Here is a 16,363-nt window from a genome sequence, read left to right as displayed (position 1 = left end):
TCTCGGCTCGAACGGTTCCGGCGTCAGGCGGTCGACGTACCCCGCCGGACACTCTGTAACGCCGTAACAGAGTGCCCACCGGCAGCGTACGGCCGCCCCTCACCCGGCATGACATGGGGTGTTGTTGGTTCCCGTAACCGCCCTCGAACCGGGATCATGGGGCGGTGCAGAGTCCCTTGTTCCAGAACGTGGCGATCCAGACGACCGAAAGGTTCAGCCTGCAGAACCCGCAGATCCTGCGGGTGGCGCTCGACCAGCGCGGCATGCCCGAAGTGCTGGCGCGCAAGGGTGCCATGGTGGCCTTCACCGGTGGCGTGCAGTTCGACGGGTACCTCAACTCCCCCGGCGAAATGCGCGCCGCGCAGTACGGCGCGGAATTCATGCAGCTGATGCGCTGCTACGGAAACGGCGTCGTCTATCTCGCGAACCAGGCGCAGTACATCCACCTGGTGACCTTGGACAACGACGGTCTGATCGTGGACGACGACACCGTCCTCGCCCTCGATCCGAGCCTGATGTGGGCGCCCGTCGCGCTGGAGGCGCAGCAGCGCATCGCCGGCCCGGGCAACAACGCGCTGCAGATCCACGGCACCGGCATGATCGCGCTGACCACGCCGGGGACGCCGCTGGTGATGAAGGTGACACCGCAGGCCGAGGTCTTCGTGGACGCGGACGCCGCGGTGGCGTGGACGGCCGGGCTGACCACCCGCATGGAGGCGCAGACCAACGCGCAGGGCGTGTGGCGGCGGCGCGGGCAGACCGGTGAGGGCTGGATGCTGAGCTTCATCGGCGAGGGCTGGGTCATGGTGCAGTGCACCGAGGTGAACCCGCCGGACACGATCCAGCACGGCGGCGGCGCCCTCGGCATGGGCGGCGACGGCTACCGGGCGAACACCTGGGGCGGCCCGGGCGGCCCGCACGGCCCGGTGAACTACCCGCCGCCGGGCGCGCAGCCGCACTATCCCCCGCAGGGGCCCTACCAGCGCTGAGCCCGCCCGGCCGGATCACCGGCCGAACACGGAAGCGCCGGCCGCGACCCCCGGGCCCCTGCCGTCGGGCAGGACTCCGGGGACCACGGCCGGCGCCGCGCTGCGGCGTCCGGTCGGCGGACCGTCGTGACGACGGTCAGCGCACGGTCTTCACGAACACGACCAGCACGGACCCGACCAGCGAGATGACCGCCGCCATCGGGAACAGCGCGTGGTAGCCCCAGGTCTCGACGATCGACGAGGCGATGAACGGGGCGGCGATCTGCGGGGCCGCGTTGGCGATGTTGATCAGGCCCATGTCCTTGCCCGCGTCCTCGCCGCGCGGCAGCACCTTGGTGATGAGCGCCATGTCGACGGCCATGTACATGCCGAAGGCGAAGCCGTTCACGACGTTGAACGCGGTCATGCCGTTGACGCTGGCCCAGATCATCGGGATGAACAGCGACAGGCCGGCGAGGACGCCCGAGCCGAGCACGAAGGGCTTGATGACGCCGAAGCGGTCGACGAGCTTGCCGACCACGATGGAGGCGATCACCGTGGCGATGGCGTTGATCACCATCAGGAAGCCCATGATCGCGGGCGTGTCCTGAGGCTTGATCTTCACGTACTCCATGAGGATGTACATGTTGTACGTGAGGACGACGAAGTAGCCGGCCACGACGCCGAAGCGGGAGAGGAACGCCCAGGCGAAGTCGGGGTGCTTGCGCGGGTTGAGCCAGAAGTTCGCCAGGAACCTGCCGAAGTCGAAGCGCTCGACGGGCATGTCGACGCTCGGCTTGTCCGGGGTGACCAGGCAGAACACCAGCACGCAGGCGACGAGGATGCCGGCGATCAGGTAGTAGCCGTTCTCGCCCTGGAACTTGCCGTCGAAACCGCCGACGACCTTGTCGATACCGAGCTTGTGCAGGTCGATGCCGCCGATGGTGTAGGCGGAGACCACGATGCCGAGCGGGATGCCGAGGCCGACCAGGCCGGAGAAGATGCCGTACTTGGCGGGCGGCACGCGGTCGGGCATGACGGCGGTGAGCGCGGCCTGGAAGCCGTTGAGGATGAACTGCACGCAGCCCCAGGTGATGGCGAGCGTGCCGATCGACTTGGCGTTGGCCTGCCACATGAGGGCGCCGGCGCCGAGGAGCGAGCAGATCACGATCCACGGGACACGGCGGCCGAAGCGGCTGCGGGTGCGGTCGGATATCTGACCGAAGATCGGGTTGCCGATGGCGGCGAGGGCGGCGCCGACGGCGACGGCGTTCTTGAGCGCGTCGGGGTCGGGGTGGCCCTTGATCGCGGTGACCTGCATCGGGATCAGGAACGATCCGACGCCCATCCACACGAGGTAGAGCGCGAGGTTCGCCAGCGGGAGAGTCCCGAGGAGGGGGCTCAGGCTGTAACGCGGTTTGCCGGCCGAGTCCAGGGGGCCGAGCTGCGCCGGAACGGTGCCCGGGGCCGCGCCCCGGACCTCGTCGCGGGGCGCGAGGTTGCTCTGCGTCATTTCGGTATCACCGAGCCATCACGAGTCGTGGAAGGAGGGAACGCACGGTCCTGACCCCCGGTAACCCGTCGCACGGGGTCGTGGGCCGTTCGCTTTCGCCGCTGCCGACTCGCTTGCTTACTCGATTAACTGACTCGTGTTACTGACACGTGTCAGCAGCGGTGCACGGATCATGGCACGGGATGAAGAACACGTAAACCCCCCGTGATTTACGTCGCATGGCCCCCGTGGAACCAAATGGGCTGCGGCCATGGGAACCTCATGTCACCCTCTGTTGAAACCCTTCGGCAACACTGTTGACAGAAGCCTCCGGACGCCACCCGGGGAATCTGCCGACCCTGCCGGAACCCGCTGCACCACCCTCGAACCCTCACGTGAGGACCGGTAGCCATGCCCCAAGTCCCTCGTCAAGGCAAGGCGCCCACGAGCGCCGACGTCGCCCGGGCTGCCGGCGTGTCCAGAACCACGGTGTCCTTCGTGCTCAACGACGTCCCCGGCTCCGGCATCAGCGACGCCACCCGGGACAAGGTCCTCGCCGCGGTCCGCGAACTGGGCTACGCGCCCAACGCGGGCGCCCGCGCCCTGCGCGCCGGAACCGGGAACCTCGTCGTGTACGCGATGCCCCGCTGGCCCCTCGGACCCGCCCTCAACTCCGTCATCGAACGCACCCGCGCCGCCCTGGCCGACCGCGGCCTCGTCCTCCTCGTGCACGGCGACCGCAGCCTCACCGGCACCGACGCGGCCCTCGCCTGGGCCGAGCTGCGGCCGCGCGCGGTCATCGCGGACACCGACCGGTGCACGGCGGAGAGCGTCGACCTGCTGCGCCGGCACGGCGTGCGCACGGTGGTCCTGGTCGGCGAGGAGGAGGTCCCGTTCGCACCGACCGTGCGGCTCGCCCAGCAGAAGGTCGGCCGGGTCGCCGCCCGCCACCTGCTCGACCGCGGGCACCGCCGCATCGCGGCGATCGTGCCCACCGGCGACCTCGCCGAGCCGGGCGAGCTGCGCTACGCGGGACTCGCCGCGGAGGTCTCCACCACCGGCCTCGCGGTCGCCCGGCACGACCTGGGCTTCGACCACGACGCCGCACTCGTGCTGGCCCGCGCGTGGGCGGCCGACCCGGACGGGCGGCCGCGCGCGCTGTTCGCCTACAACGACGAATTCGCCGCCCTGATGCTGCGTGCCCTGCGCGACGCGGGCCTGTCCGTGCCCGACGACATCGCGGTGCTGGGCGTCGACGACACGCCGCTGTGCGAGCTGGTGCAGCCGCGGCTCAGCAGCGTGGCGCTGCACACGAGCGACTTCGCGGAGGCGCACGTGCGGGTCCTGCTGGAGCTGCTCGACCGCGGCCCGCACGAGCCTTGGCCGGAACTGCCGGAGAACGAACCGCGGGTGGTGGTACGCGACTCGGCCTGACCGCACACCCCCGCGGGCACCCGCCGCGCGGGCCCGCGCCCCGGGGCCCGCGCCCGGCCCCGGGGTGCCCCGCGCTCGCTACGATCCCGGTACGTGATCACCGGGTAGGAGGCAGGCGTGGGGTTGTTCCGTCGGGGGCCGAAGCGCGATCCGCGCGACACTCCTCGCGATCCGGCGTTCGAATTCCTGTCGGAGGCCGAGGGGCGGATGCTGCGCAGCCTCACCCGGGAGGCGTTCGCCGAGCGCGGCCTCGAGGTCACGGTGTTCGCCGACCACATGACGGACAGCGCGCAGCGGAACTACAACCTCTACAACCTCGCCGCGGGCTGCCACAACGACGAACGCGGCTCCCGGGCCTGGCCGGCGCTGATCCGCGACCACGTCGACAAGCTGGTGCGCGCGATGGACGCGCCGTCCGCCCTCGACACCCTCTCGCACGACGAACTGCGGGCCCGGCTCTTCCCCCGCGTCACGTCGGACACGAACCTGCCGGACGACCCGGCGTTCGTGTACGCCCCGGCGCCCGCGCCCGGGCTGCGCGAAGTCCTCGCGCTCGACTTGCCGGAAAGCGTCCAGACGCTGCCCGGCGACGCGCTCTCCGCCCTCGGCGACCTCGCCGAACTGCGGCTGCGGGCGATGAACAACCTGCGCGCGCTCCCGGTCGAGGAGCACGAAGTGGTCACCCACGAGGACGGCGGCACGTTCCATCTCCTCGCCGGGGACTCGTTCTTCACCGCGAGCCGGGTCCTGGTCCTCGACGACCTGGTACGGCGGATCACCGGCAAAGCCCTCGGCCCCGACGGGGCGCTGGTCGCCTTCCCGTTCCGGCACGTGCTGGCGTTCCACCCGATCACCGGCATGGACGTGGTGCCCGCCCTCAACGCCCTGGCCGGCTTCGCCGCCGCCCGGCACGAGGAGGCCCCCGGCCCGGTCAGCCCCTACGTGTACTGGTGGCACCGGCGCCGGCTCACCCAGCTCAGCGAACGCGTGGACGACGGGATCGGCATCACGGTCGGCGCGGAGTTCCAAGCACTGCTGGAACGCCTGCTCGCGGACGACACCGACGGCACGCCATAAGAAGACCGGAAAGCACCATCCCTCCCGGCGGGCGCGGCGGGCTTGTGCGGGTCGTGGGCCCCGGTCGCGTCGTGCACGCGGCGGGAGAGTCCGCCCAGCCCACACGGGCCATCAGCGGGGTCCCGGCGGGCTGGGAGGCAGCGGAGGGTTCCGGGGTTCCAGGGTCCCGGGTGGGCTTGCTCGGCGGCCGCGACCGGTTCGGCGACGACGGTGGCGTCTGTCACGGTCGGCTGATGCGGCGTCCACCGGTCTTGGATGTCCTCATCGGCGGGTGCCTCCGGCCTCCCTGGCGGCGGAACCACCCCAGCGGTTTCGCCCCAAGTCATGGCATGCTCCCCCTATGTCCGCCAACCCCGTCAGCCCCGTCTTCGTCGGCCGAACCACCGAACTCGGCATCCTCGACGAAGCCCTCCGCGCCGCGGACTCCGGCACGCCCGCCGTGGTCCTGGTCGCGGGCGAGGCCGGCGTGGGCAAGACCAGGCTCCTGGACGAGTTCCTTGCGCACGCCACCACGGCAGGCGCCGTCACCGCGACCGGGTCCTGTATCGAACTCGGCGCCGAAGCGCTGCCGTTCGCACCCGTCGCCGGGGCACTGCGGATGCTCGACGCGGCCTTCGGCGACCGGCTCGCCCAGGCCGCGGCCGGGCGTGAGGCCGACCTCGCCCGGCTCGCCCCGGGCCTCGTCCCGGTTCCGCAGCCCGTCGGATCGGCCGCTTCGGTGACGGCCGCCGATACCGGTGTGCCGCACTCCCCGCCCGGTGGCGCCACCCCCGGAACCCCGCCTCGGGACCCCGACGCAGGGGCGGCCAACCGTCTGAGCCTCTACGACCTCACCCTGCACCTCCTCGACTCCCTCGCCACCGACCGGACACTCGTCGTCGCCATCGAGGACCTGCACTGGGCCGACTCCGCCACCCGCGAGCTGCTCGTCTACTGGGTCCGCACCCTGCGCCGCGCCCGCGTGCTGATCGTCGCCACATACCGCGCCGACGCCGTCGACCGACGTCACCCGCTGCGCCCCGTGCTCGCCGAGCTGGACCGCGCACGCAGTGTGCGCCGCCTCGACCTCGCCCGCCTCACGCGCGCCCAGGTCGCCGAGCAACTCCACGGCATCCTCGGCGAGGAGCCGTCCCACCGGCTCGTCGAACAGGTGTTCACCCGGTCGGACGGCAACGCCTTCTTCGTCGAAGAACTCGCGGACAGCGTCCGCGACGGACGTCTGACCCGCCTGTCCGAGTCCCTGCGCGACCTTCTCCTCGTCCGCATCGAACAACTCCCCGACGCTGCCCAGCACGTCGTGCGGCTGGCCGCCGTTGGCGGTCCCAGCGTCCCGCACCGCCTCCTCGCCGAGGTCGCCGCCGCACACGCCCGCCTCGACCCGGACGCGCTCGACACCGCCCTGCGCGCCGCAGTCGGCGCGCACGTGCTCGCCCCCGCACGCGACGGCGACGGATACAGCTTCCGCCATGCCCTCGTCCGCGAGGCCGCACTCGACGACCTGCTGCCCGGCGAACGCATGCGCAGCCACGCCGCGTTCGCCCGCGCTTTGGAGGACCACCCCGGCCTCGTCCCCGCCGACGAGGCCGTCGGAAGGATCGCCACCCACTGGTGGGCCGCCGAGGACCCGGCCCGTGCCCTCCCCGCCCTGCTCACCGCCGCCCGCCACGCCGGCGACCGCTACGCCTTCGGCGAGCAGCTGCGGCTGCTCGACGGCGCCCTCCAGATGTGGGAACGCGTCCCCGACCCGGCCTCGCTCTCCGGCACCGCCCAGCTCGACATCCTCGAGGACGCCGCGACCGCGGCCCGCTACCACGATGCGCCCGACCACGGACTCGCGCTGCTCCGCCAAGCCCTCGAAATCGTCGACGCAGACGCGGACCCGCGCCGCGCCGCCGTGCTCTGGCTCACCCGGGCGCAATTGCTGCGTACCACCGCCCGCGGGTCGGGCCTCCCCGAACTCCGCAAGGCCGAGGCCCTTCTCGCCAAGGTGCCCGCGACGGCCGAGCACGCGAGCGTACGCATCCAGATCGCCCGCGCGCAGGTGCTCGACGACCGGGCCGCCGAAGCCGTAAGCGCCGCACGCGACGCCTTGGTGGCGGCCCAAGAGATGGGCGACATCGCCGCGGAGGCCGACGTCCGCAAGACGCTCGCCTGGTTCCTGCTCAGCGTCGGCGCCGTCGACGAGGCGAAGGAGAACGGCGACAAGGCAATCGCGATCGCCGAAGGCCTCGACCACCCGGACACCCTGGTCCACATGCTGGGCAACCACGCCTCCCTGCTCGAAGGGCTCGGGCGCCACGAGGAATCCGTCGCAACCGCCCGGCGCGGACTCGCGATCGCCCTCGAACGCGGACAACGCCACATGGCCGTGTTCACCTCCGGCAACCTCGCCGAGAGCCTCCTGTCCCTGGGACGCTGGGACGAAGCCGCCCAGGTCGCGGCGGACGCGCTCGCGCTCAGCCCGGGTCCGAGGGCGTCGTCCCACCTGGAGCGCGTGCTCGCCGAACTGGCCGTATACCGCGGCGACGACGAGGCTGCGGCCCGTCACCTGGAGCGGGGACTCACCACGGCGGTGGAGACCTACCTCGAACCGCAGGCGACGATCCCGCACCGGGCCCTCGGGATCGCCGCCGCGCGCAGGGCGGGCGACCTGGACGCGGCACGCGAGATCGCCGCCGCGCAACTGGGGGAAGGCGTGCTGGCAGGCCACCAGCGTTATGGATGGCCGTTGTTGGCGGAGGCGGCGCGTGCCGAAGCCGAGCTGGCACCGGCAGCATCCGGCGGATCGGAGGCGGTCGGGTCCGCCGCCGCAGCCCTCCGGTCATTCGCGAAGACGCTCGCGACGGACTGCGACCTCGACCGCGCGTACGCGGTGACCGTCACCGCCCTCCTCGACACCGCCGAAGGGCACTCGGGTCTCGCCGAACGCTGGATCGAGGCCGACGAGGCGTGGTCGCGTACCACCAAGCCGTACGACCAGGCCCGCGTCAAACTCGACCTGGCCTCCGCCCTGGCCGCCGCGGGCCGTCGGACCGAGGCCCGCGACGCCCTCGCCGCCGCCCACGCCAGGGCCGTCCGCCTGGGCGCGGAACCGCTCCGGGCGAGCGCGGAGCTCCTGGCCCGCCGCATGTCCTTGACGCTTCCGCAGCCGGCGCCGGCGTCGGCAAACGACCCGACCCCCGGCGGCGCGAAGGACTCCCCCGACACCGCCACAGCCACCGCGGCGTCGCTGACCCCGCGCGAACGGGAAGTCCTCCAGCGGCTCGCACGGGGCTACAGCAACCGGCGCATCGCCGAAGAGCTGTTCATCAGCGTGAAGACGGCCAGCGTCCACGTCTCCAACATCCTCGGCAAGCTCGAGGTGGCGAGCCGAGGTGAAGCCGCCGCCCTCGCCCACCGCCTGGGCCTCGTCGACGACACCGCCTGACCCGGTCGGCGCGGCGACCGTTCCCGCGCCGACGCGCGATACGGCCCAGATCCGCGCAGGTCAGCGCTCGGCAGTGACATAGCGGATGAGCCGCAGCGCACGCATCCTGTGGTCCAGGGAGGCGCCCGGCTGTGCGAGGTCGTCGTTGCCACACAAGGTGCGGCGGACGGGGCAGCTTGGAGACAGGCGAACGCCGCGCCCACCAGGGCGCTCAGGACCAGGATGTCGGGGCGGGTATCCGGGTCTCGGGCGACGGCACGAGCGGCCAGGCGCTGGGCGAGTTGCTCCTGCAAGCGGTGCACGCGCTCCAGTTGGGCGGCGAGCAGCAGCGGGTCGGCGCTGCGGCCGTGGGGCCGGTCATGAGCCGGGCCAGTTCGCGGGTGAAGAAACAATTCCCGCCACGCACACTCCCACGAGGCATGAGGGTCATGCCGTGTCCGTGTCGGCGTCGGCGTCGGCGTCGGCGCCGACGGCACCGGCCGAGCGAAGCGATCGCCCGAGGTCTCCGGTGAGGATGCTGGGATGGCGCCGCCACCACCACAGGTCGGGGCCAGGCAGCCTGTGGAACTGACCGAGTGCTAGGCCGTCGTCGTCGATGGTCGCGGCTTTGTACTGCGCGTCCAGGGCTTCGATCCGCGGGGTCCAGAGCTGGACGACGTGTTCGTCCAGCGGAAGCCACGCCTCGTGCAGCCAGTTTCGGCAGTAGAGGTCGTTCGTGTACTCGTACACGTCGTCGCCGTAGCCGCGCTCGATGGCGCACACCAGGGCAGCCCACGCGTTCACCCTGTCAGCGACCGTGAACACGGTCCTCCAGCCGCGCTGGTGCAACAGCTCTCCCACCTCGCTTTCCGTAGCCACGGCGTGAGGCTCTCATACCAATCTGCCCGGGCGACCGAGATGTGTGAGGCCGGCTACCCCCCTCGGAAGCTGGATCAAGCGGCAGCGCACCGCTTACACCGCCGACACCCCGACCGGGCTGCGTCCAACGCCTCGAAGGCCTCGGCACAGTCTGGAACCCACCGACGCCGCCTCCGACGACAGCCTGGACACCACGCGGGCGTACTACACCGACCACGGCACCCACGCCGCACCCCTCACCGCGACAGCACTCGACACGCCCATCGGGCAGTGGCTGCCCAACCAACGGCGGCCCGGCTTCCTGGCCGACCACCCCGAACGCGCCGAGGCCCGGGCGGAGATCGACCCGAACTGGAACCCGGCCTGGCCGCTCGACCGGCAGCGCCACTACGCGGGCGTACGCGAAGCGTTGGCCGCAGGCGCGACGTTGGACGAGCTCGTGCCCGGGTGACCATCCACGGACACGACATCGGACAATGGCTCGAACGCCGCTTCCCGCCGCAGCATGCGCGCGACGGGTGCCCTGGTCGGAGCGGCGTCCGCGGTGCAGCCGCTGCGACGCCCCGTGGTGGTCGATGTCCCCCGCCAGATCCGATAGGGTGATCACACCGACGCGGGGTGGAGCAGCTCGGTAGCTCGCTGGGCTCATAACCCAGAGGTCGCAGGTTCAAATCCTGTCCCCGCTACCACAGTTGGGGTCCGGCAAACCGCCGGACCCCAACGACTTACCCCACGGGCCCGCCCCCGTTCCCGGCACGCCGTCACTGGTCCAGCCGTGGCAAGAGTCGCCGCAAACCGTCCCCATTCGGTGGCGACGCATGTTCTTCTGCGGGTCCCTGTTGAACGCTGAGCGAGCGTGTCCAGACCGGTCATCCGCGGGGTCATGGGGGCCGAGGTCGTGCACGGTGCTTGGACATCGGGCCTGGCGGCACGCAGCGTGGAACGCAGCCAGGCGGTATCCGGGCGGGCGGCCGGGTCCTTGGACCGCCCCGCGCGAGAACCGCTGCCGTTCCACCCCTTGGACCTCGGCGAGGAGGCGCTGCGCGCCCTCTTCGGGTTCGTCGTCGAAGGCCGCCGCATGCCCGGCGACATCGACGCCGACCACGTCCCCGTGCACCGGATTCGCCTGACCGACCCCGACGGGCCGACCCCGGAACAACGCCAGGCCGTGCGCGACGCCCTCATGGCCCGGATGAAACCGCCGCGCATCTTCCGCATGGAAAACGGACGCCTCGTCGAGACAGACCTGCCGTAAACCGCCGCGGCACGATTGGTGGACGCTCGCGTCACCGCGGCGGCCGACGCGCAGAGCATCTCCCTCGGTCGCGCCTCAGGTTCCGATGCCAAGCCAGTCCCGTTCGGCCGTCACTGCGTGTCGAGCCGCATCGGATGGTCGAGCGACGCCGGGCAAGCGAAGACACGCACCTGTCCGTGGCGTCCGACGCTGATGTCCAACGGATCGGAGTCGTTGGTATCCGGGTGGTCTTCTGTGGGGATCCAGCTGTGGCCGCCGCCGTGCCATTCGCTGCTCGCGACCGTTATCAGGGGCTGCATGCGCGCACCGCAACGGCAGTCGATCGCGTGGAAATCAGTCAGGTGCCGTGCAGGCCACCCTCCGATCTTGCTTCCCGGTGCGATCGACAACTCGGACGGATACTCCTGCCCGGCTGAGTCCGCCCACTCGTATATCCGCCGAGCCAGATCCTTCGGAACCTCGCAGGCGTCCGGGTACTCGGTCACCGCCTCGGGATGGATCACGCACGGAGCCGGCGTGTAGCAGTCGTCGGCGGGGTGGTAGTACTCGGGATCGCAGGCGAAGCGACTGGCCGGGGGTGTGCGCAGCACGTCCAGGACGTCCGCGGACCTGCGCCAGAACAGTAGGGGAATCGGGCCGTCGTACCACGGGTCGATGCTCGGATCGTGGTGATCGTTGGGGCACCACAGGACTTGCAGGACATCGATTTTGTCCGGCCAGTGCCATCCTGGTAGTTCGGGTACATCGCGGGCGTACACCTGCAGCACCGGCAGAAGGGCGACCGGACCGCCCTCGTCCTCGTGGTCCCGTGTGCAGTAGGGCCACGGTTCACCGGCCGGCCACAACAGCGGGCCGCCCATCGAGCTTTCGCCGACCGCGGGAGCACCGCGGCGCGGGTGCAAGCGAATCGCCGTCCGCGCAAACGAACGGAGTTCTGGGAAAACCTCGGTCATCGTGATCGGCCGCGGCGGCGTCGTGCGGACCATACGAGCGTATCCTCCAAAACCGGCGCCTGGGGGTCGCCTGCCGAGGCGTATTCTGCCTGCCTCTACCGACAAACCCGACCGCGCGTGATGAAGGTTCTCCACGCCCTGCTTCTCGCGTCCTTTGCGGGCGTCGGGGACGACGCGGGGGACTGGGAGCGGCCGGAACTCTCGTCGGCCCATGACCTCCGACTCCCTTACCGGGGAACCGACTTCTTCGCCGACGTCGTCGATTTCTCCGCCGATTTCCCGGTGACGACCGTAACCCCCGTGCGCGGGGGGTCGTTGTACGCAGCGAGGCCCCGGAACGTCCCCCCGTTCGCTCCGGGGCCTCACTGCTGCCCGGCCCGTTCCGCGGCGCGCGACGGCGCCCGGGTTGCCGGACGATGTGACGATTCGGGACCGGGCGGAACGCGGCAGTCCGGTGCGATCGTCCAGGTTCTCCGACGCCCGGGCCGCGCCTAGCCTGGCGCGGTGGAGGCCGCCCAGGACATCGCCGCTCGCCCGCCGTTCTCGCCCTCGGCCGCGCGCCGGGCCCGCCGCGGGCTGCACATGACCCTCGACCAAGTCGCCTACGGACTCGCCGCGTTCCGCGTCGCCGCGGGCCCCGGCCGGGTCGCCGCGTGGGAGGCCGGGACCGACCGCCCCACCGAAGCCGAGCTCCTCGCGCTCGCCGAAACCCTGTGGTGCTCCCCCGGCGAACTCATGGGCACCGCAGGGGCTTTGCGCGAACACCGGATCGGTCGCCGACTCACCGTCGCCGAACTGTGCGCGCGGATCGGACTTCCGCCCTCCCGCTACACGGCCATGGAACGCGCCAACGCGTGGCGCGGCGACTCCCGCTCGACGGCCGCGCTCGCCCGCGAACTCGGCTTTTCACACCGCGACTTGGTCGCCGTGGCGGGTTCCGCCGCGGAACTCGAGCAGCTGCTCGCGGAGACGGTACGCGGCCGCCCCAAGGCGCAACTGTCCGTGGTCGCGCGCCTCACCGGCCTGCGCCGCAGCCGGGTCTCCGCCGCACTGACCGGACTGCACCGCGAATTTGCGTACCGGGAACACTTGGCCCTGTCCTGGACGTCCGGCGTCCCCGGCACCCGCCCGCACGCCGCGGAGCCGCCCCCACCGGCCACTCCCGCGGCTCTCGCCGACCGGTTCTGGGCGCTGCTCGGCCACCCGGCGGCAGATCCGGGGGCGGCCGGGGTGTGGTCGCGGTAGCGGTAGCGGTAGCGGTAGCGGTTGCGGGATCGTCGCCGCGGCGGGGGAAGCGGAGTGGGGGTGGTTGCGGGCGTGGTCCCGGACGTCACCGCGGCCGGGGCGCTCGGGCGCTGTAGTTGCGCGAACGTTCCCGAAGCCACCGTGGCCGGGGACGGCTGGGTGGCGTGGTTGCGGAAGCGGTCCCGGGATCACCGCCGCCGCCGGGGCGAGCAGGTGCAGTGGTTGCGGGGGGGCAGTACCCGGATTGCCGCCTCCAGTGCGACCGGGTGGAGTGTGGTGCCGGGGGTCACCGCAGACGGGAACGGCCGGGGAAGGCCGGGGAGGGCGTGGTTTCGGGGACAGCGCCACGCGTCATCACCGGCTCACGCTCGCACCGGTGTCGGCGTGCGCTCCCGAGGCGATACCCGGGCCGTAACCATCACATCGCTCGGCGGCCGTATGTGCGGCTCCGCCCTATTTCCTCCCCTACGCGTGCGCCAAGTTCGCCCGGTCGGATTCTCCGACGCCGCCACCCCCGGGCGCGTCAGCCGATCGCTTCCCGCCAGCGGGCCACCGCAGCCGGGTCGACGGGCTGATCCCAGCCGCCGCGGCGGGCCGGGCTGCCGATGTGGAAGGCGTTCAGGCCCGCGGCTTCGAGGGCGGGGAGGTGCTCGAGGCGGAGGCCTCCGCCGACGAGGATGCGGGGGCGAGGGGTCGGGGGTTGCGCGTCGGAGTCGGCAGTGGGGCGGTCGTTCGCGGCTGCGGGCATCGCTTTCGCCGACGTGGTCTTCGCTGCCGCGCTCTTCCCCGCCGCGCTCTTCGCTGCCATCTCCGCCTCGGCATCGGCGGTCAGCGCGGCCAACCCGTCCCCCACTCCCCCAGGGCCTCCCGACGTGAGAATCGTGTCGACGCCGGGCAGGGCGGCGGCCACGGTCCAGGCGGCAGCGCGGTCGGGGATGTGGTCGAAGGCCCGGTGGAACGTCCAGCGGGCATCCGGGAGGTCGCCGAAGACGGCCGCGCAGGCCTCGACGTCCGGGTCCCCGGCCGCGGTCAGCCACCCGCCGACGAATTCGCGCGCCCCGGCGGACCACAGCTCGGCCGCGTCGGCACGCAGCCGGTCGAGCGGGACGCCGCGGGCGAAGCCGGGGGCGCGGCGGATCATGACGCGCACCGGGACGTCGACGGCGTCGCGGACGGCGGCCCAGACGACGGCGGGCGGAGTCAGGCCGTCGGCGGACATGTCGGCGACCAGTTCGAGCCGGTCGGCGCCGCCGCGCACGGCGGCCCGGGCGTCGGCGGCGGACAGGACGACGACTTCGAGCAGGGGGTCGGGCATGCACGGGTTTCGCATGCCCCCCATATTGGTCTAGACCTCAGTGCGCGGCCAACTGGCGGAGGAGTTCCGTGTTGAGCCGTCCCGCGGCGTTCTCCGGGACCCAGTGGTCGATGCCGCTCAGCTCGACGAACCGGTACGGGCCCCGCATGTGCGCGGCGGTCAGTTCCGCGGCGGTGCGGCCGAGCGCGCCGTCGGCGCTGCCCCAGACATAAAGAGCGGGCACGGTGATCGGCCCGGCGTCGTGCAGCGACTTGGGCGTGATCGCGCGGTACCAGTTGAGGGCGGCGGTCAGCGCGCCGGGCTCGCGCAGCACGGCGAGGTATTCGGTGACGGCGTCGTCGGGGAGGCCGCCGTACGCGGCGCGCAGGTAGGCGGCGTCGTCGGCGAGCAGGCGCTCCTCGGCGACGCCGCGGGTGCGGAACATGTCCATGTACGCGGACTGCTTGCGCTGGCCGGACCCGCTGTCCCGGGCCGCGGCGGACATCGCGTCGGGGTGCGGGGTCGACACGACCGTCACGGTGCGCAGCCGTTCCGGGTGCAGTCCGGCGACCTGCCAGGCGATGGCGCCGCCCCAGTCGTGCCCGACGAGGTCGAACGTCGCGGCACCCAGCGCGTCCGCGACCGCCAGCACGTCGCCGACCAGCGCGTCGCGGTCGTACGCCGCTTCGTCGGCGGGCCGCGCGCCCGGCGAGTATCCGCGCTGGTCGAACGCGATGGCCCGACAGCCCGCCGCCGCCAGCACGGGCAGTTGCAGGACCCACTCGGCCGACGTCTCCGGAAACCCGTGCAGCAGCAGAACCGGCCGCCCGTCCTCGGGCCCGGCCACCCGGGCCCGGAACACCATCCCCCCGGCCTCGACCTCGACGATCCCGATCCCGTCCATCGCGCCCTCCCGCACGTCACGGCCCGCTCGATGCCGAACCCCGTCACACACCGGCCCTCGGCGGCCTCAGGCTAGGGCGGTCTGCTGGATCTTCACACCCCTCGCGGCGCCGTAGGCCTTGCGAGTACGACAAAGCACGAGCTGCGGGCATGCGCCTTGCGATGCACGGCACCAGACGACGTGAGGGGCACGAATATCCACCAGACACGCCCAGTGCCACGGCCAAGAAGGAAGAACGAGTCACGCACCAACGGGCCAGGCGATACGGACCCGACGAGGGCCCAGGCGAGGTGGGGAGCGTCGGGCGCGGCCGGCGGAATGTGGCCCCCTGGGGGGTGTTGTCCCACGGGCGGGGGCGGGGCGGGTCGCAGAGCGGACCGGCGGCGCGGGCACTGGCGGCAAAGCGGCATCGGGCATCGGGCATCGGGCATCGGGCCGAGCGCAACGGTGCCGGCAGCGCCGCAGCCGCGCCCCGCAAACGCCCGCGCCCGCTCTCCCCGCCACCACCCGTCAGCCTCTCCCGACATCCCCGCAGGCACCGCAGGCACCGCAGGCACCGCAGGCACCGCACCCGCCCATACACCCACAGCCGGCCCCGCGCTCCGCCTTGCCCGCCACCGGCCCCGCCCCCACCCGTCAGCGGCTGTCGGCCTCCGCGCAGGCCCGCCCCCCACCCGCGCGCTTGGCACTGCCTGCCTTCTCGCTCCCCCACCACCCATCAGGCCCCTCCCCCGTATCCCCTCCCCTCCTCCACTCGTTGTGCCGCGCGCTGTGCGGGGTTCCTGGAACGAGTGGAAGGCGGAGTGGCGATGGGGATCATCCTGAGCGCCGGGGAAGGCCCCGCGTCGCGGGCCTATCGGCGGCGGGTGTGGGTCGTGGCGGTGGTGGGCCTGGCGGCGGTGCTGATGGGCGTGTTGGCGCAGTTCTCGCAGGCGTCGGTGCCTGCCGGGTTGCCGGCGGAGCCGGCGGTCGTGGGGGCCGCGCACGACGGGGTGGTGCGGAAGGCCGCGTTGACGCTGCCGGCGACGGCGTCGCGGGATGCCGCCGACCCGATGGCGCTGGGGCGCGTCGACGCGCCGGTGCTGATGGTCGAGTACGCGGACTTCAACTGCGGCTACTGCATCCGCTTCGCCCGCGAAACCGAGGCCGACCTGCTGCGCAAGTACGTGGACACCGGCGTCGTCCGCTTCGAGTTCCGCAATTTCGCCATCCGCGGCGACGGTTCGATCGCGCTCGCGCGCGCCGCCTGGGCCGCCGGACAGCAGGGCCGGTTCTGGCCGTTCCACGACGAGGTGTACCAGCGCGGCACCACCGACCCGACGGCCGCCGCGCGCGCCGCGGGCGTGCCCGACCTCGCCCGCTTAGACGTCATCTCATTTGGCTCGGTAGCCTGGGCTGGTGTCGATGGTTGAGCGTTTGGTGCCGGACGAGTTGTACGAGCTGTTCGAGCGGGTGG

General features: G+C 72.2%; 13 protein-coding genes and 1 tRNA gene. 9 read left to right on the top strand and 5 right to left on the bottom strand.

Annotation, left to right across the window (positions count from 1 at the left end; all coding sequences use genetic code 11):
• Positions 1 to 164 precede the first annotated feature (164 nt).
• Positions 165 to 989 (top strand): AIM24 family protein, encoded by an 825-nt coding sequence (locus ACPA54_RS17215; RefSeq protein ID WP_423530648.1) that lies wholly within the window; start codon positions 165 to 167, stop codon positions 987 to 989.
• Between the two features lie 136 nt (positions 990 to 1,125).
• Here ACPA54_RS17215 and ACPA54_RS17210 read toward each other — a convergent pair whose 3' ends face one another.
• Positions 1,126 to 2,481 (bottom strand): MFS transporter, encoded by a 1,356-nt coding sequence (locus tag ACPA54_RS17210; protein WP_423530646.1) that lies wholly within the window; start codon positions 2,479 to 2,481, stop codon positions 1,126 to 1,128.
• Between the two features lie 390 nt (positions 2,482 to 2,871).
• Here ACPA54_RS17210 and ACPA54_RS17205 point away from each other — a divergent pair, with 390 nt between their 5' ends.
• The 3 genes from ACPA54_RS17205 to ACPA54_RS17195 all read left to right on the top strand — a co-directional run bounded on the left by ACPA54_RS17205 (position 2,872) and on the right by ACPA54_RS17195 (position 8,398).
• Positions 2,872 to 3,894: a LacI family DNA-binding transcriptional regulator gene (locus tag ACPA54_RS17205; protein ID WP_423530644.1), complete on the top strand. Its 1,023-nt coding sequence runs from the start codon at positions 2,872 to 2,874 to the stop codon at positions 3,892 to 3,894.
• A gap of 117 nt (positions 3,895 to 4,011) precedes the next feature.
• Positions 4,012 to 4,971: a DUF1444 domain-containing protein gene (locus ACPA54_RS17200; protein WP_423530642.1), complete on the top strand. Its 960-nt coding sequence runs from the start codon at positions 4,012 to 4,014 to the stop codon at positions 4,969 to 4,971.
• Between the two features lie 340 nt (positions 4,972 to 5,311).
• Positions 5,312 to 8,398: a helix-turn-helix transcriptional regulator gene (locus ACPA54_RS17195; protein WP_423530640.1), complete on the top strand. Its 3,087-nt coding sequence runs from the start codon at positions 5,312 to 5,314 to the stop codon at positions 8,396 to 8,398.
• Between the two features lie 426 nt (positions 8,399 to 8,824).
• On the opposite strand, the gene ACPA54_RS17190 is transcribed toward ACPA54_RS17195, so the two are convergent.
• The gene (locus ACPA54_RS17190) at positions 8,825 to 9,256 is read right to left on the bottom strand and encodes a hypothetical protein (protein ID WP_423530638.1); all 432 of its coding nucleotides are present in this window, start codon (positions 9,254 to 9,256) and stop codon (positions 8,825 to 8,827) included.
• Positions 9,257 to 9,299: 43 nt separating this feature from the next.
• Between ACPA54_RS17190 and ACPA54_RS17185 the strand changes: the two genes are divergently transcribed.
• The 3 genes from ACPA54_RS17185 (at position 9,300) to ACPA54_RS17175 (ending at position 10,511) form a co-directional block, all read left to right on the top strand.
• On the top strand, positions 9,300 to 9,707 hold the full coding sequence (locus ACPA54_RS17185) for a helicase associated domain-containing protein (protein WP_423530636.1): 408 nt from the start codon (positions 9,300 to 9,302) through the stop codon (positions 9,705 to 9,707).
• Positions 9,708 to 9,868: 161 nt separating this feature from the next.
• Positions 9,869 to 9,945 (top strand) — tRNA-Met (locus ACPA54_RS17180).
• A 167-nt stretch (positions 9,946 to 10,112) separates the two neighbouring features.
• A complete protein-coding gene (locus tag ACPA54_RS17175) occupies positions 10,113 to 10,511 on the top strand; it encodes a DUF6928 family protein (protein ID WP_423530634.1) in 399 nt (132 codons plus the stop codon).
• A gap of 110 nt (positions 10,512 to 10,621) precedes the next feature.
• Here ACPA54_RS17175 and ACPA54_RS17170 read toward each other — a convergent pair whose 3' ends face one another.
• Positions 10,622 to 11,497 carry a YwqG family protein gene (locus ACPA54_RS17170; protein ID WP_423530632.1) on the bottom strand — a complete coding sequence of 292 codons (876 nt, stop codon included), beginning with the start codon at positions 11,495 to 11,497 and terminating at the stop codon, positions 10,622 to 10,624.
• Positions 11,498 to 11,968: 471 nt separating this feature from the next.
• Here ACPA54_RS17170 and ACPA54_RS17165 point away from each other — a divergent pair, with 471 nt between their 5' ends.
• Positions 11,969 to 12,709 carry a helix-turn-helix domain-containing protein gene (locus tag ACPA54_RS17165; protein ID WP_423530630.1) on the top strand — a complete coding sequence of 247 codons (741 nt, stop codon included), beginning with the start codon at positions 11,969 to 11,971 and terminating at the stop codon, positions 12,707 to 12,709.
• A gap of 523 nt (positions 12,710 to 13,232) precedes the next feature.
• Here the strand turns inward: ACPA54_RS17165 and ACPA54_RS17160 are convergent.
• Together ACPA54_RS17160 and ACPA54_RS17155 are read right to left on the bottom strand one after the other, a co-directional pair.
• Complete coding sequence (locus ACPA54_RS17160; protein WP_423530628.1) at positions 13,233 to 14,024, bottom strand: copper homeostasis protein CutC; 792 nt, start codon at positions 14,022 to 14,024, stop codon at positions 13,233 to 13,235.
• A 37-nt stretch (positions 14,025 to 14,061) separates the two neighbouring features.
• The gene (locus tag ACPA54_RS17155) at positions 14,062 to 14,907 is read right to left on the bottom strand and encodes an alpha/beta fold hydrolase (RefSeq protein ID WP_423530626.1); all 846 of its coding nucleotides are present in this window, start codon (positions 14,905 to 14,907) and stop codon (positions 14,062 to 14,064) included.
• Between the two features lie 809 nt (positions 14,908 to 15,716).
• Here ACPA54_RS17155 and ACPA54_RS17150 point away from each other — a divergent pair.
• The gene (locus ACPA54_RS17150) at positions 15,717 to 16,319 is read left to right on the top strand and encodes a DsbA family protein (protein ID WP_423530625.1); all 603 of its coding nucleotides are present in this window, start codon (positions 15,717 to 15,719) and stop codon (positions 16,317 to 16,319) included.
• The last annotated feature ends 44 nt before the right edge of the window (positions 16,320 to 16,363 follow it).

It is taken from the genome of Uniformispora flossi (assembly GCF_049534875.1).
GTDB classification, from domain to species: domain Bacteria; phylum Actinomycetota; class Actinomycetes; order Streptomycetales; family Streptomycetaceae; genus Yinghuangia; species Yinghuangia aomiensis.
This window is presented reverse-complemented; position numbering and strand designations above follow the sequence as displayed.

Excerpts from the sequence above, each read along its gene's own strand:
- ACPA54_RS17210 (WP_423530646.1), bottom strand. The coding sequence starts at position 2,481 with ATGACGCAGAGCAACCTCGCGCCCCGCGACGAGGTCCGGGGCGCGGCC.
- ACPA54_RS17205 (WP_423530644.1), top strand. The coding sequence starts at position 2,872 with ATGCCCCAAGTCCCTCGTCAAGGCAAGGCGCCCACGAGCGCCGACGTC.
- ACPA54_RS17195 (WP_423530640.1), top strand. The coding sequence starts at position 5,312 with ATGTCCGCCAACCCCGTCAGCCCCGTCTTCGTCGGCCGAACCACCGAA.
- ACPA54_RS17170 (WP_423530632.1), bottom strand. The coding sequence starts at position 11,497 with ATGGTCCGCACGACGCCGCCGCGGCCGATCACGATGACCGAGGTTTTC.
- ACPA54_RS17160 (WP_423530628.1), bottom strand. The coding sequence starts at position 14,024 with ATGCCCGACCCCCTGCTCGAAGTCGTCGTCCTGTCCGCCGCCGACGCC.
- ACPA54_RS17155 (WP_423530626.1), bottom strand. The coding sequence starts at position 14,907 with ATGGACGGGATCGGGATCGTCGAGGTCGAGGCCGGGGGGATGGTGTTC.
- ACPA54_RS17150 (WP_423530625.1), top strand. The coding sequence starts at position 15,717 with ATGGGGATCATCCTGAGCGCCGGGGAAGGCCCCGCGTCGCGGGCCTAT.